Here is a 20950-nt window from a genome sequence, read left to right on the forward strand (position 1 = left end):
CGGCGGCCGCGTCCCGGCCCGTGACCGCGGCGGCGATGTCCTGGTTGACATGGAATCCGGTGGACAGCAGCAGCGGGACGACGACGGCCGCCGGCGCGGCGTCGTCCTCGCGGGTGCGCACGTCGGGCGCGGGCACGGAGAGGTCGGCGACCGCGTCGGCCACGTCGGGCGACTGCACATCGACATAGGCCTCGCGCACGGGGATCCCGGGGACGAGTTCGCCGATGCGTCGCAGGATCGCCCGCACCACGTCGCGTCCCTCCCGGGACCGGGTGCCGTGCGCGCAGCCGATCAGGACCGGGGCCGACGCCCCGATCGGTGCCGGGCGCGCACTCTCGACGGCGGGGGCGGGGGCTTCTCGGCCGGGCCCCCGGAGCGCGGTGCCGGAGGCGGACGGGTCCAGGAAGCCTGCGGCAGCGGTCCGGCCGACGGTGATCACCGCGGGATGGGAGATCTCGGCGTCAGCGGCCACCCGTTCGATGGTGGCCAGGGTGCCGTGCACGACCCGCTGGTCCGTGAGCGTCGCGCTCTGCACGATCGCCACGGGGGTGGAGGGGTCGACGCCGTTCAGCACGGATTGCTCGACCAGCCGGGGCAGCCATTCCACGCCCATCATGAGCACGGTCGTGGTGCCCGGGTCCCGCAGTGCCGCGAGATCCGCCGGCCCCAGATCTCCATGGGCGTTGACGATGTGGAGCGCCACCGCAGCGCCGCGATGGGTCACCGGGACGTCCCCGGCGGTGGGACCGGCGATCGCCGAGGTCACCCCGGGCACCACCTGGACCGGCACACCGGCGGCGCGGCAGGCGAGCACCTCCTCGCCGCCGCGGCCGAGCACGAAGGGGTCGCCGCCCTTGAGTCGGGCGACCCGGTGACCGGCGTGGGCCTTGCGCACCAGCAGCTCCTCGATCCCGTCCTGACGCACCGTGTGGGCGCCCGGCCGTTTGCCCACGTCGATCACCTCGACCTCGGGGCCGAGCAGCGCGGTGAGGCCGACGGGGCCCAGCCGGTCCACGATCACCACGTCGGCCTGGCGCAGCAGCGACAGTCCGCGGACGGTGATGAGGTCCAGCGCGCCCGGTCCGCCCCCGATCAGGGCCACGGCTCCTCGGTCGAGCATGGCGGTGGGCAGGGCGTCGCCGTGGGCGAGGTCGGTGGAGGGCATGGAGGGCATGGAGGTCTCTCGATCAGGACGGGACGGGAAGCTCGATCAGGAAGGAACCGGCAAGGAGGGGACAGCCTCGTCAGCCCCTGCGGGCAGGGCGCGTGAGGCCCGGTGGCGGCGCAGCGCCGCGGCGAGGAGCAGGAGACACGCCAGCGCCGCTCCGCTCTGCACCGCGAGCCGCGCCGGCGCCGGCACGGCGAGACCGCTGAGCGTCGGCCCGAGGTTCAGGGTGATGATCAGGCTCCCCACGAGCACTCCGAGGATGCCGGCGGGCAGTCGCCCGGCGAGCCGTGCCGCGAGGGGCGCGGCGAGCACGCCGCCGATCATCAGCGCGAGGGTCAGCCCGAGCGAGACCCGGTCGAGACCGAGCCCTAGCAGAAACCCGATGCTCGCGCAGACGGTGACCACGAACTCCGCAGTGGCCACGGAGCCGATCACGGTCCGCGGCGCCGTGCGGGAGGAGGTCAGCAGGGTCGAGGTCACCACCGGCCCCCAGCCTCCGCCCCCGGTCGAGTCGACGAGACCGCCGACCAGGCCGAGCGGGACCAGCAGCCCTCGCCGCGGGCTCGCACCGTCCGTCGTGACCGGCCGGCTGCGCCGGGTGACGAAGCGGATCATCACCAGGATCCCGAGGATCAGCAGCAGAGCGGACATCACCGGCGCCGCGGCCTGGAGGGACAGGGAGGACAGCACGGTCGCACCGGCCAGGGCGCCAAGCCCGCCGGGGAGCGCAAGCCTCGCCACGATCCGTCCGTCGACGTTCCGGGCCTGCCAATGGCTGGCGCCGGAGGCGAGCGTCGTGCCCAGCTGGGCGAACTTCACGGTCGCGGCGACCACGGCAGGAGCCATTCCCGTCGCGAGCAGCAGCGAGGCCGACGTGACCCCGTAGCCCATCCCGAGGGCGCCGTCGATCATCTGCGCGAGGAAGCCGGCGATCCCGGCGGGCAGCAGCTCCAGGAGCACGACGGCCGCCTCAGGTCCGCTCGGGATCATCGACCATCCCGGCGGCGAGAGTGGTGGCGTCCTGAGGGTCGATCACGATGAAGGCGCCGCCCGTCCGGGAGGTCGAGTATGCCTCCACGGGGAGGGCCTGGGCGAGGTCCAGATCCACGCGGACGAGGTCGTTGAGCTCGGCCTGGTCGGCCGGTTCGTGCTCGAGGGTGGAGATGTCCAGGCGATCCCGGACCGCACTGACACGGGCCTGCACCGTGCGGGTCCCGTGCTTGATCAGCACGCGGGAGCCTGCTCGCAGCGGACGCTCGGACAACCAGCACAGCACGGCGGAGAAGCTGTCGCTGGGGGAGGGCACGTCCCCGGCGGCGAGCAGATCCCCGCGGGAGACGTCGACCTCCTCGCTCAGCCGTAGGGTGACGGACAGGCCTGCTTCGGCGCGCTGCACGCCGGAGCGGTCCAGATCGATCCCGGCCACCGTGGTGGCGCGGCCGGATCCGGCAATGGTCACCCGGTCACCGACCTCGACCGTCCCTGAGGTGATGAGCCCCGCGTAGCCGCGGTATTCGACGTGCGCGGCGTCCCGGGCACCGTGCTGGGGACGGATCACCAGCTGGACCGGCATCCGGAACCCGTCGTGCTGGAGGTCGCGGGCCGGCGGCAGGGACTCCAGCAGCGCCAGCAGCGTCGGCCCCGCATACCAGGGGGTCTCCTCGGAGGCATGGACGACGTTGTCTCCACGCAGCGCCGAGAGGGGGACCACCGGGGGCACGGAGCCGGAGAGCGCCCTGGCCACGTCGGCCAGATCGGCGGCGACCTGCTCGTGGACCCGCTGAGGATCCTCGACCAGGTCGATCTTGTTCAGGGCCACGACCACGTGGGGGACCCGCAGCAGCGCCGCCACCGCGAGATGGCGGCGGGTCTGCTCGACCACCCCGTTGCGGGCATCGACCAGCACCACGACCACGTCGGCCGTGGAGGCGCCGGTGACGGTGTTGCGCGTGTACTGGACGTGGCCCGGGGTGTCCGCCAGCACGTAGGACCTCTCGGCGGTCGCGAAGTAGCGGTAGGCGACATCGATCGTGATGCCCTGCTCCCGCTCCGCCCGCAGACCATCGGTCAACAGCGCGAGGTCCGCCAGTTCACCGGTCCAGCCGCGGCGTCGGCTCGCGTCCTCGACAGCCGCCAGCTGGTCGGCCAGCACGGACTTCGTGTCGTGCAGCAGCCGACCGATCAGGGTCGACTTGCCGTCATCCACGCTGCCGGCGGTCGCCAGGCGCAGCAGGGTCGGCGTCACCGGGCCCGCTGCCGTGCCGTCCGGCGCCGTGCCTGTCGTCGGCCCGGTCCTCGCGGGCCCGGTGGTGCTGGCCGTGCCGGCGCCGGTCTGCTCGGTGCTCATCGTCGTCGTGCTCATCAGAAGTAGCCCTCCTTCTTGCGATCCTCCATGGCGGCCTCGGAGAGGCGGTCGTCGGCGCGGGTGGCGCCGCGTTCGGTGACCGTGGTCGCCGCGACCTCGGCGATCACCGCCTCGACGTCGCGGGCGGTGGAGGCCACAGCGCCGGTGCAGGACATGTCGCCCACGGTCCGGTAGCGCACGGTGCGCACATTGGACTCCTCGCCCTTGCCGAGGTGCACCCAGTCTCCGGGGGACAGGAGCATCCCGTCGCGTTCGACGACCTCCCGTTCATGGGCGTAGTACAGCGTCGGCAGGGCGATGCCCTCGCGGGCGATGTAGCGCCACACGTCCAGCTCGGTCCAGTTCGACAGCGGGAAGACGCGCACGTGCTCGCCGGGCCGACGCCGGGTGTTGTACAGGTCCCAGAGCTCCGGACGCTGGTTCTTGGGATCCCAGTGCCCGAAGGAGTTGCGCAGGCTCACGATGCGCTCCTTGGCACGGGCCTTGTCCTCGTCCCGCCGGCCGCCGCCGAAGACGGCGTCGAAACGGTGCTCCTCGATCGCGTCGAGCAGCGGCAGGGTCTGCAGGGGGTTGCGGGTGCCGTCGCTGCGCTCCTGCAGCCGGCCGTCGTCGAGGTAGTCCTGAACGGAGGCGACGTGGAGCTGGACGCCGTAGTGCTCCACGGCGGCGTCGCGGAACTGCAGCACCTCGGGGAAGTTGTGCCCGGTGTCCACGTGGAGCACCGGGAAGGGGACCGGCGCCGGCCAGAGCGCCTTCGCGGCGAGGTGCAGCATCACCACGGAGTCCTTGCCTCCGGAGAACAGCATCACGGGGCGTTCGAGCTCGCCGACCACCTCGCGGATGATGTGGAGGGCCTCGCTCTCGAGCGCATCGAGCAGGTCGGGGTGCCGGCGGGCGGTGTCCACGGCGTGCGGGTCCTGGACCGGAGTCGTCATGTGGGCTCCTGGGTGGTGTCGACGGTGAGCAGGGACAGAGGGGCGATGGTGGAGGGGGAGTCACCGGCCGGATGGAGGCCGCATTCGGTCTTGTCGGAGTCGGCCCAGCGGCCGGCGCGGGGGTCCTCGCCCGGGGCGACGGCGCGAGTGCACGGCGCGCAGCCGATGCTCGGGTAGCCCTGCTCCAGCAGTGGGTTCTCCGGCAGGCCGTGGTCGTGGGAGTACCCCATGAGCTGTCCGAACGACCAGGTGACCAAGGGGTTGATCTTCACCAGGTCGAAGGCCTCGTCATAGGTGACCAGGGGAGTGTCGGCACGGGTGGGGCCTTCCTCCCGGCGCACCCCGGTGACCCAGGCGTCGTAGCCGGACAGGGCCCGGCGCAGCGGGTCCACCTTGCGCAGTGCGCAGCAGGCGGCAGGATCGCGGTCGTGGAGCCGGGCGCCGAGGTCGGCGTCCTGCTGGGGCACCGTGCGCTCGGGGAGCACGTCGACCACCGTCACGTCGAGCTCACGCGCCACGCGGTCGCGAGTCCGGAGGGTCTCGGGGAAGTGGTATCCGGTCTCGAGGAAGAGCACGTCCACGCCGGGGCGATGCTGGGAGACGACGTGGGGGAGCACGGCATCGGCCATGCTGCAGGCGACGGCGAGGTCGGCACCGAAGGTGTGCGCTGCCCAGGCGCTGACGGCGGCGGCGAGCTCATCGGGAGCCAGAGTCTCCTCGAGAGCGGCGAAGCGCGCCGAGGCCTCCTCGGCGAGCGCCCGCAGAGCGGCCGTGCGCGCGGCGGGGTCTGCCCGGGCATCAGCGGCGGCGGTGGTCGCATCGCTGGTCCGGGCGGCGGCGGGCCGGGCGGGCTCGTCGGCGCTGGTGGTCTGGACATGGGTGGTGCTCCGGCGGGTCATCGCAGCTCCTCGTCCTCGGCGCGGTGGGCCCAGACGGCGAAGGACTCGCCGGGGGCTCGGGATACGACGAAGCGCCGCACGACGCGTTCGACGTAGTCGGGGAGATCGCGGGCGGCGACCTTGTGCTGGCGCAGGGTGCGGCCGAGCTGGGGCTGCTCGAGCCCGGGGGCGGCCAGAGAGCCGCCCAGGTGCACCTGGAACCCGGGCAGCTGCTCCCCCTCCTCGGTGGTGACGATCTGGCCCTTCAGCCCGATGTCCGCCGTCTGGATCCGGGCGCAGGAGTTCGGGCAGCCGTTCACGTGCAGGCTGATGGAGTCCTCGAGCTGCGGCGTGATATCGCGGAGCCGGTCCTCCAGCACCGAGATGGTGTGTGCGGCGGTGTCCTTGGTGTCGACGATCGCGAGCTTGCAGAACTCGAGCCCGGTGCACGCCATGGTGGAGCGCCGGAACGGGCTGGGACGGGTGCTGAGTCCGAGCTGATCGAGCCCTGTCAGCAGCTCATCGACCCCGTCGGTGGGGACACCGAGCACCACGACGCTCTGGAACGGCGTCAGCCGGACCGCCTCCGCACCCACCGTCTCGACCAGGTCCGCCAGGGTGCTCAGCAGGCCGCCTCCGACGCGGCCCACCGTGGTGGTCGCGCCGACATACACGCGGCCGTCCTTCTGGGGGTGGACGCCGACGTGGTCGGCAGGGCCGACGGGCGCACCGGCGGCGGGCCCGTCGGCCAGCGAGTATCCGAGGTACTCGCTCTCCAGCACCTCGCGGAACTTCTCGGGGCCCCAGGCGGCCAGGAGGAACTTCAGCCGGGCCTTGTTCCGCAGCCGGCGGTAGCCGTAGTCGCGGAAGATCCTCACCACGCCGTGCCAGACGTCGGCCGCCTGGTCCTCGCGCACGAAGGCGCCGAGCCGTTCGGCCAGTCGAGGAGTGGTGGACAGCGCGCCGCCCACCCACAGGTCGTACCCCGGGCCCAGCTCGGGGTGGACCACGCCGACCAGGGAGATGTCGTTGATCTCGTGGACCACGTCCTGGCTGGGGTGGCCGGTGACCGCGGTCTTGAACTTGCGGGGCAGGTTCGCCAGGTCGGGGTCGCCGAGGTACCGCCGCTTGATCTCGGTGATCACCGGGGTGGGATCGATGATCTCGTCGGCGGCGATCCCTGCCACCGGGCTGCCGAGGAAGCCCCTCGGGGTGTCGCCGCAGGCGGTCGTGGATTCGAGGTCCACCGTGGCCAGACGTCGCCAGATCTCGGGGACGTCCTCGATCCCGACCCAGTGGTACTGGATGTTCTGCCGGTCCGAGATGTCCGCCGAGCCGCGGGCGAACTCGGTGGAGATGGTGCCCAGCACTCGCAGCGCCTGCGGGCTGAGCGCGGCGCCATCGGTGCGCACCCGCATCATGAAGTAGCGGTCCTCGAGCTCATGGGGCTCCAGCTGTGCGGTGCGCCCTCCATCGATGCCCGGCTTGCGCTGGGTGTACAGGCCCCACCAGCGGAAGCGACCGTGGAGGTCGTCATCGGGGATCGAGTCGAAACCGCCGGGAGCGTAGATCCGCTCGATGCGCTCACGCACGTTGAGCCCGTTGTCAGCGGCCTTGAGCTCCTCGTTGGCGTTCAGCGGTGCGGTGCCGTCGACCTTCCACTGCCCCTGCGGCTTGCCCGAGCGGGACGGGCGCGCCCGAGCAGGGGCGGTCTGCGCTGAGGAGGCGGCAGGTTCGGTCGCAGTGGTCGCAGTGGTCGTGGCGGTCGCGGTCGGCTCAGCGGTCACAGTGGTCTCGGCGTTATCGACTCGGGGCATACGGTGATCATGTCGGCTTATGTGGGTCATTACGACTACTTTGGCCCAATGTGACGCCGCGTCATGAGAGGCGCTGTTGGCACGGCCCGACGACGACGAGGCGGCACGGCGCGGCCCGAGCGAGTTGGCGAGGAGTCGATGAGCGGGTCGACGACGGGTCGACGAGCGGGTTGACGAACGGGTCGATGACGGGTCGACGAACGGGCCGACGGTCAGCGGTGGACGAATCGTCTCGCGATCCGGACGGATGGCCTGTGCCACTGGGAAGGCTCTACTGTGTGTGGCATGCAGACGATCATTCTCGTAGTTACCGAGCGCGGCTGACCCCGTTCGTTTCATCGAGACGTCAACCGCGCCCCTCCCTAGCCCCAGGCGGAGGGGCTTTTTCGTGTCCTCGTTCCTGGGCGCGGAGCGATCCGGGAGGGACCGCAGTCCGCATGAGCAGTTCACCGCCTTGCCCACCGTCCGAGACGACGAAGGAGTTCCGATGAACGGACAGCAGATGACCGGCGCTCAGGCGCTGGTCGAGTCCCTCAAGCACGCCGGGGCAGAGGTCGTCTTCGGCCTTCCCGGCGGTTGCATCCTGCCCACCTACGACCCCCTGATGGATGCCGAGGACATTCGGCACATCCTGGTGCGCCATGAGCAGGGCGCGGGACACGCCGCGAGCGGCTACGCCCACGCCACCGGCAAGGTCGGCGTGTGCCTCGCCACCTCCGGTCCCGGCGCCACCAACCTCATCACCGCGATCGCCGACGCCCAGATGGACTCCATCCCGTTGGTCGCGATCACCGGTCAGGTCGGCTCCCAGTTCATCGGCACCGACGCCTTCCAGGAAGCGGACATCGTCGGCATGACGATGCCGGTGACCAAGCACAACTTCCTGGTCTCGGACGCCGACGAGATCCCCAAGGTCATCAAGCAGGCCTTCCACATCGCCTCGACCGGCCGCCCGGGCGCCGTCCTCGTGGACGTCACGAAGGACGCCCAGCAGGGGATGACGCAGTTTGTCTGGCCCGAGGGGCTGGACCTGCCCGGCTACCGCCCGGACCCGCGTCCGCACAGCAAGCAGATCCGCGAGGCCGTCTCGCTCCTGCTCGAGGCCAAGCGCCCCGTGTTCCTGCTCGGCGGCGGCGTGCTGCGCGGTCGGGCCAGCGAAGAGGTCGGCGAGCTGATCGACGTCTCCGGTGCGCCGTTCGTGACCACGCTGATGGCGCGCGGCGCGCTGCCCGACTCCCATCCCAACCACCTCGGCATGCCCGGGATGCACGGCGCCGTCTCCGCGGTCTCCGCGCTGCAGCGTTCGGATCTGATCGTGAACATCGGAGCGCGCTTCGATGACCGCGTGACCGGTGTCCTGGAGTCGTTCGCCCCGGGGGCGAAGGTGGTCCATGCGGACATCGACCCTGCGGAGATCTCCAAGAACCGCGAGGCTCAGGTGCCGATCGTCGGCCAGGCAGCGGAGGTGGCCCGTGCGATGACCGCCGAGCTGCGCGAGCGCCTCGCCGAGGACGACCCGCGGGACTACGAGGCATGGTGGAACACCATGTCGATGCTGCGGGACAACTACCCGCTGGGCTGGACCGAGACCGAGGACGGCTTCACCGCCCCGCAGAAGGTCATCTCCCGCATCGGCGCGATCTCCGGCCCGGACTCGATCTTCGTGGCGGGCGTGGGCCAGCACCAGATGTGGTCCAGCCAGTTCATCAAGTACGAGCACCCCTGCACCTGGATCAACTCCGGTGGCCTCGGGACCATGGGCTACTCGGTGCCCGCGGCGATGGGTGCGAAGGTGGGCCAGCCCGACAAGGTCGTGTGGTCCATCGACGGCGACGGATGCTTCCAGATGACCAACCAGGAGCTCGCCACCTGCGTCATCAACGACATCCCGATCAAGGTCGCGATCATCAACAACTCCAGCCTCGGCATGGTGCGCCAGTGGCAGAACCTGTTCTACGACCAGCGCTACTCCAATACCGACCTGAACACCGGGCACGGCACCCGCCGCATCCCCGACTTCGTCAAGCTCGCCGACGCCTATGGCGCGGTCGGGCTGCGCTGCGAGCGCGACGAGGACATCGACGCCACCATCGCCCAGGCGATGGAGATCAACGATCGCCCGGTGATCGTCGACTTCACCGTGAGCGCCGACGCGATGGTGTGGCCCATGGTGCCGGCCGGGGTCTCCAACGACGAGATCCAGATCGCCCAGGGCATGAGCCCCGAGTGGGAGAGGGACATCTGAACATGAGCGCCAACCAGTCCACCCAGAACACCCCGGCGAGCACCACGGACTACGTGATGACGCCGCAGAGCCAGACCCTCTCGGTGCTCGTCGAGAACAAGCCCGGTGTGCTCACCCGCGTCACCGCCCTGTTCTCGAGGCGGGCCTACAACATCTCCTCGCTCGCCGTCGGCCCGACGGAGCACCCGGAGATCTCCCGGATCACCGTGGTCGTCGACGTGGATCAGCGTCGGCTCGAGCAGATCACGAAGCAGCTCAACAAGCTGGTGAACGTCCTCAAGATCGTCCAGCTCGACGCACGGCAGACCGTCCAGCGCGAGCTGATCCTCATCAAGGTGACGGCGGACAACTCCAGCCGCACCTCGGTGCTGGAGATCGTCCAGATGTTCCGGGCGAAGGTGGTCGACGCGGCCGCCGATTCCGTGACCATCGAGGCGACCGGCACGCAGGACAAACTCTCCGCGCTGCTGGGGATGCTCGAGTCCTTCGGCGTCCGCGAGATCGTGAAGTCCGGCGAGGTCGCCATCGGCCGCGGCGGGCGGGCGATCACCGATCGCAGCCTGCTGGGCTGACCAGCACGAGCGGATCGTCCCGAATCCAGAGACGACCTCTCACTCTTCAAGACAACCGGCGATAGGATCGTCCCGTCGCCCGGCGCGCCGCCCTGAGCGCGGCGCCCGCACACACCAACACGAAGGAGCACATCGTGGCTGAGATCTACTACGACGACAACGCCGATCTGTCCATCATCCAGGGCAAGAAGGTCGCCATCGTCGGCTTCGGCTCCCAGGGCCACGCCCACGCGCTGAACCTGCGCGACAGCGGCGTCGAGGTCCGCGTCGGCCTGCGCGAGGGCTCGAAGTCCCGCGCCAAGGCCGAGGAGCAGGGCCTGGGCACCGGCTCCGTCGCCGAGGTCTCCGAGTGGGCCGACCTGATCATGATCCTCACCCCGGATCAGGACCAGCGGAAGGTCTACGCCGAGTCCATCCAGCCGCACCTCTCCGAGGGCAAGGCGCTCGCCTTCGCGCACGGCTTCAACATCCGCTTCGGCTACATCGAGGTCCCCGCGGGCGTCGACGTGCTGCTGATCGCCCCCAAGGCCCCCGGCCACACCGTGCGCCGCGAGTTCGTCGCCGGCCGCGGCATCCCGGACATCGTCGCCGTCGAGCAGGACGCCACCGGCTCCGCCTGGGACCTCGCGTTCTCCTACGCCAAGGGCATCGGCGGCACCCGCGCCGGCGTCATCAAGACCACCTTCACCGAGGAGACCGAGACCGATCTCTTCGGCGAGCAGGCCGTGCTGTGCGGCGGCATGAGCCACCTCGTCCAGGCCGGCTTCGAGACCCTCGCCGAGGCGGGCTACCAGCCCGAGATCGCCTACTTCGAGGTGCTCCACGAGCTCAAGCTGATCGTCGACCTCATGCACGAGGGCGGCATCGCCAAGCAGCGCTGGTCGATCTCGGACACCGCGGAGTACGGCGACTACGTCTCCGGCCCGCGCGTCGTGACCGACGAGACCAAGAAGGCCATGAAGGACATCCTCGGCGACATCCAGAGCGGTGCCTTCGCCAAGCGCTTTATCGAGGACCAGGACGCCGGCGCGCCCGAGTTCACGGAGCTGCGCGAGGAGGAGGCCAAGCACCAGATCGAGACCGTCGGCCGCGACCTGCGCAAGATGTTCTCCTGGAGCGCTCAGGCCGTTGACGAGGACTACACCGAGGGCAGCGCAGCGCGCTGATCGACCCCCCTGACCGCGACGGCGGGTGCACCTTCGAGGTGCACCCGCCGTTGTTGTCCGTGCATCGTGCTTCCCGGTCGCCGGTCGGGGTGACCTGATGCTGTTACGTTGTCGGGCCGCTCTTCAGCGTCCCGGGATCTCGAACGAGCCCATGTCGGGGAACCGTCGCCGCAGGAAGCTTCGGACCAGCGCATCGACGCGTGCGGGGGAGAGGTCCTGCGAGGCCTCGTTGAGGCAGAACGTCTGGAGCTCATGCCGGTCCGTCATCAGGGACTCGAGCTTCTGCGGAGCGTTCGCGGCTCCGATGTTCACGTACCGGTAGCGAATGCTCCGAGTGACCGCTCGGGATGTGGCATAGGCGTAGTTCATATGCAGAGCGCCGGAGAGGGTGACGTCCTCGAGCCGACGGAATTGCGACAGGCGGGTCTGCCGGACCACCTCGGGCCAGCGTTTCTCGATCTCGTTGGAGATCGAACGACGCAGGGGGAACGGGGTGTGGAAGAGCTTGCGGCTCACCCGGCGTCCCGAGACCTCCTGCACTAGAGTGCGAGCGTTCTTCCCTGCGGAGTCCGACGCGGGTTCGCCGAGCACCGGCGCGCCGCCAGCCACCTGGGCCTTCGAGAGATACATCGAGGCGATTCCGTTAGGCCCGAAGAACAGCTCGGGGACGACGGGCGAGGAGAGGAATACGTCGTCGTTGAAGTACAGGAAGTGCTCGCTGAGACCGTCGATGCGGTGGAGGTTCGCCTCGATCGCCTGAGAGTTGAAAGTCGGCAGCGCGGTGCCCTCGGGAGCGATCTCCGTGTGGTCGACGACGGTGATCCAGGGATCATCCTCCCGCAACCACGGCGGGCGCTGCTGATCGGTGACGAGATAGACGTGTCGCACCCAGGGGGCGTACATCTCGAGAGCTCGCAGCGAATACCGCAGCTCGTCATGGGCGATGAAGCGCAGATCCGATGCGGCGTCGTCGGACATCTCCTCACCGTGGAGCGCATCGAGGACCGAGCGCTTACGGGCGATCCAGGCCGGATCGGTGCCGTCTACCCAGGTGTAGACCACATCGATCGGGAAGGTGATCTCCATGAGGTTATCTGCGAGCAGCGGCTCGCGGGCATCGAGCACGTGCTGGGGCGGATCGATCAGCGGGCTGAAGGCTGACGTGGCGATGTATCCCGTACGCGGGGATCCCAGGCGCGGCACGACGGCGTCCTCGTTCGGAGTTCCTGGCTTCCCAGTGCTCCATCGCTCGATCCGCACTGCGCAGTCGAAACCGAACCGCTTCACCGCGATGCCGTCGTGGCGCGCGACGGCAGGACGCAGCAGGTACAAGACTCGTGAGGTCCGGAAGGCCTCGATGTCCATCGAGTCCACATACAGGGGACGAGAAGGGTGTGAGCGTCGTGAACTGCCGCCGTAGAGCATCTCGAGTCCGCTGTGCCGCAGGGCAGTCAACATCGTTTCCCAGTCGTCCTCGCGCACGCCGAAGACGATGTCGGAGACGGACAGTGACCGATGGGGCAGGAAGGGGATATTTCGCAGCTCGAACAGCTTCGCCACCTCTGCGCGCAGATCACTACGGAAAGCTTCGGGCGACTTCATGGGCACATCGACTGCGGGCAGCTCGCGCTCGAAGTGCGGCGCGAGTGCGTCGAACGCGTGCCGAGTCCGTGCGGAGAAAAGGCGGAGCGAAGCGTCGGACTGGCGGACTTTCCGTCGGCGGAGATCGCGCCGCACAGTTCTCTCCACGATCTTTCGGGCATGTCCGATCCGTCGGACCATCCGCGCCATGCGGTTCCTCCTGAGGTGTACTTCTCCGTGGGCTCCGCTCAACCTCGCATCCGAAGGGCGGGAGATCCTCGAGGGCGAACGACCGCTCGCGGCTCAAGGCCCGGCGATGTTACCAGGGGGGAGAAGGATTCCTGCCACGGGCCTCCGGCCAAGTGACGGATGGAGGCGCACCGAGGAGCACGCCCCAGCCTCGACGGTTCACCGGTCCACTGGTCCAGGATCCCGTCTCATCCCGTGACCTCCGTGACCGTATGGCGGACAGCGGTCTAAGCTGTCCCGGTACCCGTCGCCCTCGAGGATGCGTGCGACGACAACCATCCGTACTGGAGGAGTTTCCGTGACGCGTCCCGTCGTGCTCATTGCAGAAGAGCTGTCGCCCGCGACCGTCGAGGTCCTGGGGTCAGAGGTCGAGGTCAAGAACGTGGACGGCACCGACCGTGCCGCGCTGCTGGCCGCTGTCAAGGATGCGGACGCACTCCTGGTGCGCTCTGCCACCCAGGTCGATGCCGAGGTCTATGCCGCAGCCGACCACCTGAAGGTCGTCGCCCGTGCGGGCGTGGGCCTGGACAACGTGGACGTGCCCGGTGCGACCAACGCCGGCGTCATGGTCATCAACGCGCCGACCTCCAACATCGTCTCCGCCGCCGAGCTCGCGATCACGCTGATCCTCTCCTCGCTGCGCAACCTCGGCCGCGCGGACTCCTCCGTGAAGGCAGGCCGCTGGGAGCGGAAGCAGCTGACCGGTGTCGAGCTGCTGGAGAAGACCGTCGGCGTGGTGGGCTTCGGCCGCATCGGCCAGCTGGTCGCCGAGCGCCTGCGTCCCTTCGGCGTGACCCTCCTGGCCTATGACCCCTACGTGAACCACGCACGCGCCGCCGAGCTCGGCGCCCGGGTGGTCGAGCTCGACGAGCTGATGCGCGAGGCGGACATCGTCACCGTGCACATGCCCAAGACGCCCGAGACCACCGGGCTCATCGGCGCCGAGCAGTTCGCGCTCGCGAAGCCGAACCTGCACATCGTCAACGCTGCTCGCGGCGGCCTGATCGACGAGGAGGCGCTCTACGAGGCGCTCAGCAGCGGCCGTATCGCCGGCGCGGGCCTGGACGTCTACTCCTCGGAGCCGCCCGCCAGCTCCGAGAGCGCCAAGCGCCTGCTCGAGCTCGACAACATCACCCTGACCCCGCACCTCGGTGCCTCCACCGCCGAGGCGCAGGAGAAGGCCGGCGTGGCCGTCGCCAAGTCCGTGCGGCTCGCCCTGGCCGGCGAGCTCGTGCCGGACGCCGTGAACGTCGCCGGTGGCGCGATCGACGACCTGGTGCGCCCGGGCGTGGCCCTCGCCGACCGACTCGGCCAGCTGTTCACCGTGCTGGCGGGGGAGGCCCCCGAGCTGCTCGACATCGAGGTGCACGGCGAGCTCGCCACCCGCGATGTGACGGCCCTGAAGCTCTCCGCGCTGCGCGGCCTCTTCCGCAACGTCGTCACCGAGCAGGTCAGCTATGTCAACGCTCCCGTGCTGGCCGAGGAGCGCGGCATCACCGTGCAGCTCGTCACCGATGAGCACACCGAGCGCTTCCGCAACGTGGTCACCGTGCGCGGCACGCTGCGCAGCGGCGAGGTCGTCTCGGTATCCGGCACGCTGAGCGGCGTGGACCAGGAGCACAAGCTCACCGAGGTCGTCGGCCATGCCCTCGACGTCCCCCTCAGCGACCACCTGCTGATCATCCGCTACGAGGACGGCCCCGGCCTGATCGGCCAGTACGGCCTCCGCCTCGGCGAGGCCGGCGTGAACATCGCCGGCATGCAGGTCTCCCGGGCGGGCGACGTCCAGGGCTCCGAGGCCCTCGTGGTCCTGGATCTGGACGAGTCCATCGACCGGGAGTTCGCCGAGGAGCTGGGTGCGAGCATCGGCGCGCACTCGATCCACGCCGTCGACCTCGTGTACTGACATCCCCCGCAGAATCGGAGCCCACGCCATGAGCACCACCAGCGCCCCCGCCTCGTCGCCCGTCCTCAAGCTCGCCGTCATCGAAGGTGACGGCATCGGCAAGGAGGTCGTGCCCCAGGGACTGCGCGCCCTGCGCGCCGCCCTCGAGCCGATCGGCGTCACCGTCGAGACCACGGACTTCGACCTCGGGGCGGGCCGCTGGCACCGCACCGGTGAGACGCTCACCGATGAGGACATGGAGCGCCTGGCCGAGCACGACGCGATCCTGCTCGGCGCGGTCGGCGACCCCGAGGTGCCCTCGGGCGTCCTCGAGCGCGGCCTGCTGCTCAAGCTCCGCTTCGGCTTCGATCACTACGTGAACCTGCGCCCCACCAAGCTGATGCCGGGCGTGGCCTCCCCGCTGAAGGATCCGGGCGACATGGACTTCCTGGTGGTGCGCGAGGGCACCGAGGGCCCCTACGTCGGCAACGGCGGGTCCATGCGCACCGGCACCGATCTCGAGGTCGCCACCGAGGTCTCGCTGAACACCGCCGTGGGCGTCGAGCGCGTGGTGCGCTACGCCTTCGAGCAGGCCGAGGCGCGCCGCAAGAAGCTCACCCTGGTGCACAAGCACAACGTGCTGGTCCACGCCGGCCACCTGTGGCGCCGCATCGTCGAGGAGGTCGGCGCCGAGCACCCGGACGTCGCCGTGGACTACGCCCACGTCGACGCCGCCATGATCTACCTCGCGACCGACCCGGGACGCTTCGACGTGATCGTCACCGACAACCTCTTCGGCGACATCGTCACCGATCTGGCCGCAGCCGTCGGCGGCGGAATCGGGCTGGCCGCGAGCGGCAACCTCAACCCCTCCGGCGCCTACCCCTCGATGTTCGAACCGGTCCACGGCTCCGCCCCGGACATCGCCGGGCAGAACCTGGCCGACCCCACCGCGACGGTGCTGTCGGTCGCCCTGCTGCTGGACCACCTCGGTCACGTCGAGCCGGCCGCCGCCGTGCGCGCCGCCGTCGAGTCGGACCTCGCCGCCCGGACGGACTCCGAGGAGCTCGCCCGCCGCGGCACCACGCAGATCGGCGACGCCCTGGTCGCCGCGATCTCCGGCCGCTGACACCATCCACCTGACCGACTCGACTTCGAGGAGAGCCCCCATGAGCGCGCTGCAGTTCACCCAGACCGACCGGACCCGCCGCATCGGCGATGTCGAGCGCGCCCAGATCCTCGCCGACCCCGGTTTCGGCAGGTACTACACCGACTTCATGGCCCACGCCTCGTGGACCCGGGAGAACGGCTGGGGAGGATCCGAGGTCATCCCCTTCGGGCCGCTCTCGCTCTCGCCCGCGACCGCGGTGCTGCACTACGGGCAGGAGATCTTCGAGGGGCTCAAGGCGTTCCGGCACGCCGACGGCTCCGTGTGGACCTTCCGGCCGGAGCGCAACGCCGAGCGTCTGCAGCGCTCCGCCCGTCGTCTCGCCCTGCCCGAGCTGTCCGTCGAGGACTTCCTGGAGTCGTTGAAGGCCGTCGTCGCGGCCGACGAGCCCTGGGTGCCCGAGGCCACCAGCGAGGAGTCGCTGTACCTGCGCCCGTTCATGTTCGCCTCCGAGGAGTTCCTCGGGGTGCGGACCTCCCACGCAGTGGACTATTACGTGATCGCTTCCCCGGCGGGCCCGTACTTCCCCCGCGGGGTGCAGCCGCTCGTCGTGTGGATCACCGATGAGTACGCGCGTGCCGGCGCCGGGGGCACCGGCGCCGCCAAGTGCGGCGGCAACTACGCCTCCTCGCTGCTGGGCAAGGACGAGGCCGCCGAGCACGGGGCCGACGAGGTCCTCTTCCTGGACTCCGAGACGCACACCAGCATCGACGAGCTCTCCGGGATGAACGTCTTCGCGATCACCCGCGACGGCCGTCTCCTCACCCCGTCCCTGACCGGATCGATCCTGGAGGGCGTGACCCGCGAGTCGATCCTGCGCCTGGCCGAGGACCGCGGGCTCGAGGTCGTCGAGCAGAAGCTGGTCATGAGCGAGCTGCTCGAGCAGCTCGGCTCCGGGGAGATCACCGAGATGTTCGCGTGCGGCACCGCCGCCGTGATCAATCCGATCGGCGAGTTCCGCGCCCACGGCGGCACCTGGAGCGTCGGCGACGGCGGCTCCGGGGAGATCACCCTCTCGCTGCGCCAGGAGCTCACCGATATCCAGTACGGCCGGATCCCCGACCGTCATGGCTGGCTCACCCGATTGGTCTGAGGCGACGATGAACGCACCGCGCACTGCTCCGCTGGCCGCCTTCCACATCTACGACACCACCCTGCGGGACGGCTCCCAGCAGGAGGGCCTGACCCTCTCGGTGGCGGACAAGCTCGCCGTCGCTCGGCTCCTCGACGAACTCGGGGTGACCTACCTCGAGGGCGGATGGCCCGGGGCGGTGCCGCGCGACACCGAGTTCTTCGCCCGGGCGGCGACCGAGCTCGAGCTGCGCACCGCACGTCTGGCCGCCTTCGGAGCAACGCGCAAGGCCGGTGTCGCGGTCGCGGAGGACACGCAGGTGGCGGCGCTCGTCGACTCCCAGGCGCCGACCATCACCCTGGTCGCGAAGTCCGATATCCGTCACGTGCGCGGGGCACTGCGCACCACCGGTGAGGAGAACCTCGCGATGGTGCGCGACACCGTCGAGCACCTCACGGGCCTGGGACGCGAGGTCTTCGTCGACGCCGAGCACTTCTTCGACGGGTTCGAGCACGACGGCGACTACACGACCTCCGTCGTGGCCGCCGCCTTCGACGCCGGCGCTGAGGTGGTCGTGCTGTGCGACACCAACGGCGGGATGCTCCCGCACCGGGTCACCGAGATCATCGAGGACCTGCGCGGTCGCCTCGCGGCCGTGGGCCACGGCAACGCGCGGCTGGGCGTGCACACCCACAACGACTCCGGTTGCGCCGTCGCCAACGCACTGACGGCGGTCCGCGCGGGCATCACCCACGTCCAGGGGTGCGTGAACGGCTACGGGGAGCGCACCGGCAACGCCGACCTGCTCACCCTGGTCGCGGACCTCCAGCTGAAGATGGGGATGGAGCTCGTCGACCCCGACGTGCTCTCCGAGATGACCCGCATCGCGCAGGCCATCGGCGAGATCGTGAACATGCCCGTCGGCCACCGCGCCCCGTACGTCGGGGCGAGCGCCTTCGCCCACAAGGCCGGTCTGCATGCCAGTGCGATCCGCGTGGACCCGGATCTCTACCAGCACATCGATCCCCGTGACGTCGGCAACGACATGCGCATGATCATCTCCGACATGGCCGGCCGGGCCTCGATCGAGCTCAAGGGCCGCGAGCTGGGCTTCGACCTCGCCGGCAACCAGGACCTGCTCTCGCGCCTGGCGGCCACGATCAAGCAGCGCGAGGCGGCCGGCTACTCCTACGAGGCGGCCGACGCCTCCTTCGAGCTGCTCCTGCTGGATCAGCTCGGCGAGGTGCCGCAGTACGTCGACGTCGAGTCCTGGCGGGCCACGTCCCAGCTGGGCCGCGACGGCACCCTCGAGAGCGAGGCCACCGTGAAGCTCGTGGCCACGGGCGCAGGGGAGCCGGAGCGCAAGGTCGCGATCGCCGAGGGCAACGGCCCGGTCAACGCCCTGGACCTGGCCCTGCGGGCCGCTCTGCGCGACCGCTTCCCGATGATCGACGAGTTCGAGCTGCAGGACTTCAAGGTGCGCATCCTCGATGCGCAGCACGGCACCGACGCCACCACCCGGGTGCTCGTGCGCACCTCCGGGCGCGGGCTCGAGTTCCAGACAGTCGGCGTCGGCCCCAACGTCATCGAAGCCTCGTGGGAGGCCGTCTTCGACGCGTACACCTACGGGCTCTACAAGTCCGGTATCTGATCCCGCAATGATCCCGCAGAGGCCCTGCCGGCGCGCAGGGGAGGGGCTAGCCTGAGCCCATGACGACCTACGTGCTGACCGCCATCGGAGACGACCGCCCCGGCCTCGTCGCAGCCCTCGCCGCCGCCGTGGACGAGCACGGAGGCAGCTGGGTCGACAGCCAGCTCGCCCTGCTCGCCGGGAAGTTCGCCGGCATCGTCCAGGTGGAGCTGCCGGACGAGCACGCCCCCTCCTTCCTCGACGCCCTCCCCACCCTCTCCGAGCAGGTCGGCCTCGACGTCGTGGCCAGCGCCGGGGCCGGCGGTGACGACGAGGCCACGGGCCGCTCGCTGCAGCTGCACCTGCTGGGCCAGGACCGCACCGGGATGGTGCGCGAGGTGACCACCGCGCTCACCTCCCAGGGCGCGACCATCGACGGGCTGCGCAGCTGGACCCGCGAAGCGCCCGAGGGCGGCGGCATGCTCTTCGAGGCGGAGGCCGAGGTGCGCCTCGCCGGGGGCGCCGACGAGGACGGCATCCGCGATGCCCTCGAGCAGATCGCCGCGGAGCTCATGGTCGACCTGGAGCTCGACTCCCTCGAGTGATCGGGAGCGGCCGTGAGGGTGACCACACGGGCGATTGGTAGGTTCACGGGCATGGAACACACACTCCAGCTCTGCCCAGGCCCGCGCACCTCTGTGAGCCTCTCGAACGAGGCCTCCGGAGCAGCCGTATGACCGCCCGACGATCCCAGGATCCGACCGCGCGCGAGCACGACGAGGGCATCTCCTCGGCCGCCGAGCACTGGACCCCGCAGCGCCGTCGGAACGCGATTCCCGCCCTTCGCAAGGCCCCGCACCCCACAACCCTACCGAGCGGTCAGGAAGATCCTGAGAGACGTGTCGCCGCGAGCGAGGAGCGGGCGCTCGATTCGGAGAAGCCCGAGCCCACCTGCGAGAACGGATATGCAGCGACTGGTGAGGACTCGCCGCAGCAGGAGTGACCGGACGGTCACTAAGCGCTCTCACAGCAGTGGCGTGAAGGGGATCACACCGTCTAGCGTGGTCGCGCGGTCCTCCTCAGACCGTTCCCGTTCCCCTCCGAAAGGACCCCGCGATGAGTTTCTCCCCGGATGATCAGGACGACAGCAGACACCGCCCGGCACGCTTTCGCCGTGGCATCAGGACGGCAGGGGGACTCGCCTTCGCCGCCGCCCTGAGCCTGGGAGGGGCCGGGCTCGCCACCGCCGATCCGACCGGCGACAGCGCTCTGGAGACCACGACCCTCTCGACTGCTGAGCAGGATGCGGCCGTGGGGTACTGGACCGAGGAGCGCATGCAGGCCGCCACCCCTGCCGACGACCTCGTCGACGAGGCCGATGCCCCGGACGGTCAGGTCGAGAGCTCCGAGACCGCACGGATCCCGGCCGCCGAGGCCTCCCCGCAGGCCGAGACCGCCCGCAGCGCCGAGGCCCAGCCCGCCGCCGCGGCAGACACCGACCACATCGGCAAGGTCTTCTTCACCGTGAACGGCACCGACTACGTGTGCTCGGGCAACTCCGTCGCCTCCGACAACGGCTCGACCGTCTCGACCGCGGGGCACTGCACGAACGAGGCAGGCGCCTGGGCCAGCAACTGGGTGTTCGCTCCCGGCTACGACCAGGGCGAGACCCCGTACGGCCTGTGGAGCGCCTCGGACCTGTTCTCGACCGAGCAGTGGATCAGCTCCGAGGATCTCGACTACGACGTCGCCTTCGCGGTCGTCGAGCCCGAGAGCGGCAGCGCCTCGCTCGCGGACACCGTCGGCGCCTCCGGGATCGAGTTCAACACCGAGCGCGGTGCGCTCTACACGTCCTTCGGCTACCCGGCCGCCAGCCCGTTCGACGGCGAGAGCCTCGAGCAGTGCCAGGACACCGGCTCCGATGACACCCTCGGCGGATCCGATGACCAGGGCATCGACTGCGACATGACCGGTGGCTCCTCCGGTGGCCCCTGGTTCGTGGGCGACGGCCCCTCCGGCTACCAGATCTCCGTGAACAGCTTCGGCTACAACTCGCAGCCGAACGTCATGTACGGCCCGTACCTCGGTGACGTCGCCCAGCAGGTCTACGACGAGGCCGCTGCGGCCTGATCCGCGCGGACCTCTTCGTCGGGCGGCCGGTGTCTGTGAAGGCGCCGGCCGTCCGCTCGTCCGCTGCCGCTGCCGCTCACCGCAGGCGT

At 70.1% G+C, this 20950-nt stretch carries 17 protein-coding genes; 10 read left to right on the forward strand and 7 right to left on the reverse strand.

The genetic code is table 11. The annotated features are described in order from the left end of the window. From cobA to CIK81_RS10110, 6 genes are all read right to left on the reverse strand, one after another. The coding region (gene cobA, locus CIK81_RS10085) for a uroporphyrinogen-III C-methyltransferase (protein ID WP_241964109.1) at positions 1–1165 on the reverse strand (1165 nt) is incomplete at its 3' end. 45 nt (positions 1166–1210) lie between these two features. Beyond that, the gene (locus CIK81_RS10090; RefSeq protein WP_241964110.1) at positions 1211–2158 is read right to left on the reverse strand and encodes a sulfite exporter TauE/SafE family protein; all 948 of its coding nucleotides are present in this window, start codon (positions 2156–2158) and stop codon (positions 1211–1213) included. Further along, entirely contained in the window at positions 2139–3530 is a 1392-nt protein-coding gene (locus tag CIK81_RS10095) for a sulfate adenylyltransferase subunit 1 (protein WP_114355671.1), read from the reverse strand. The genes CIK81_RS10090 and CIK81_RS10095 overlap by 20 nt, the downstream gene beginning before the upstream one ends. Beyond that, on the reverse strand, positions 3530–4468 hold the full coding sequence (gene cysD / locus CIK81_RS10100; RefSeq protein WP_114329279.1) for a sulfate adenylyltransferase subunit CysD: 939 nt from the start codon (positions 4466–4468) through the stop codon (positions 3530–3532). The genes CIK81_RS10095 and cysD overlap by 1 nt, the downstream gene beginning before the upstream one ends. Then, positions 4465–5367, reverse strand: coding sequence for a phosphoadenylyl-sulfate reductase (locus CIK81_RS10105; protein WP_241964111.1), 903 nt, complete (start codon positions 5365–5367; stop codon positions 4465–4467). The genes cysD and CIK81_RS10105 overlap by 4 nt, the downstream gene beginning before the upstream one ends. Next, the gene (locus tag CIK81_RS10110) at positions 5364–7163 is read right to left on the reverse strand and encodes a nitrite/sulfite reductase (protein WP_114355672.1); all 1800 of its coding nucleotides are present in this window, start codon (positions 7161–7163) and stop codon (positions 5364–5366) included. Before CIK81_RS10110 ends, CIK81_RS10105 begins: the two co-directional genes overlap by 4 nt. A 487-nt stretch (positions 7164–7650) precedes the next feature. Between CIK81_RS10110 and CIK81_RS10115 the strand changes: the two genes are divergently transcribed. The 3 genes from CIK81_RS10115 (at position 7651) to ilvC (ending at position 11146) form a co-directional block, all read left to right on the forward strand. Beyond that, positions 7651–9408 carry an acetolactate synthase large subunit gene (locus CIK81_RS10115; protein ID WP_096165636.1) on the forward strand — a complete coding sequence of 586 codons (1758 nt, stop codon included), beginning with the start codon at positions 7651–7653 and terminating at the stop codon, positions 9406–9408. Between the two features lie 56 nt (positions 9409–9464). Continuing rightward, positions 9465–9980 carry an acetolactate synthase small subunit gene (gene ilvN / locus CIK81_RS10120; RefSeq protein WP_096165727.1) on the forward strand — a complete coding sequence of 172 codons (516 nt, stop codon included), beginning with the start codon at positions 9465–9467 and terminating at the stop codon, positions 9978–9980. Between the two features lie 134 nt (positions 9981–10114). Further along, the gene (ilvC, locus tag CIK81_RS10125; RefSeq protein WP_096165634.1) at positions 10115–11146 is read left to right on the forward strand and encodes a ketol-acid reductoisomerase; all 1032 of its coding nucleotides are present in this window, start codon (positions 10115–10117) and stop codon (positions 11144–11146) included. Between the two features lie 123 nt (positions 11147–11269). Here the strand turns inward: ilvC and CIK81_RS10130 are convergent, their stop codons facing one another. After that, positions 11270–12748 carry a stealth family protein gene (locus tag CIK81_RS10130; RefSeq protein ID WP_158541986.1) on the reverse strand — a complete coding sequence of 493 codons (1479 nt, stop codon included), beginning with the start codon at positions 12746–12748 and terminating at the stop codon, positions 11270–11272. 526 nt (positions 12749–13274) lie between these two features. Here CIK81_RS10130 and serA point away from each other — a divergent pair. The 7 genes from serA to CIK81_RS10165 all read left to right on the forward strand — a co-directional run bounded on the left by serA (position 13275) and on the right by CIK81_RS10165 (position 20861). Beyond that, a complete protein-coding gene (gene serA / locus CIK81_RS10135; protein WP_096165626.1) occupies positions 13275–14882 on the forward strand; it encodes a phosphoglycerate dehydrogenase in 1608 nt (535 codons plus the stop codon). A 28-nt stretch (positions 14883–14910) separates the two neighbouring features. Then, entirely contained in the window at positions 14911–15990 is a 1080-nt protein-coding gene (locus tag CIK81_RS10140; protein ID WP_096165624.1) for a 3-isopropylmalate dehydrogenase, read from the forward strand. A gap of 40 nt (positions 15991–16030) precedes the next feature. Beyond that, a complete protein-coding gene (locus tag CIK81_RS10145) occupies positions 16031–17122 on the forward strand; it encodes a branched-chain amino acid aminotransferase (protein WP_096165622.1) in 1092 nt (363 codons plus the stop codon). Positions 17123–17129: 7 nt separating this feature from the next. Continuing rightward, positions 17130–18752, forward strand: coding sequence for a citramalate synthase (gene cimA / locus CIK81_RS10150; RefSeq protein WP_096197269.1), 1623 nt, complete (start codon positions 17130–17132; stop codon positions 18750–18752). Positions 18753–18811: 59 nt separating this feature from the next. After that, complete coding sequence (locus CIK81_RS10155; RefSeq protein WP_096165619.1) at positions 18812–19336, forward strand: glycine cleavage system protein R; 525 nt, start codon at positions 18812–18814, stop codon at positions 19334–19336. Positions 19337–19464: 128 nt separating this feature from the next. Further along, entirely contained in the window at positions 19465–19734 is a 270-nt protein-coding gene (locus CIK81_RS10160) for a hypothetical protein (protein ID WP_096165617.1), read from the forward strand. Positions 19735–19847: 113 nt separating this feature from the next. Continuing rightward, complete coding sequence (locus CIK81_RS10165; RefSeq protein WP_241964112.1) at positions 19848–20861, forward strand: serine protease; 1014 nt, start codon at positions 19848–19850, stop codon at positions 20859–20861. The last annotated feature ends 89 nt before the right edge of the window (positions 20862–20950 follow it).

The sequence above is a fragment of the Brachybacterium sp. JB7 genome (assembly GCF_003335205.1).
In the GTDB taxonomy this organism is placed as follows: Bacteria; Actinomycetota; Actinomycetes; order Actinomycetales; family Dermabacteraceae; genus Brachybacterium; species Brachybacterium alimentarium.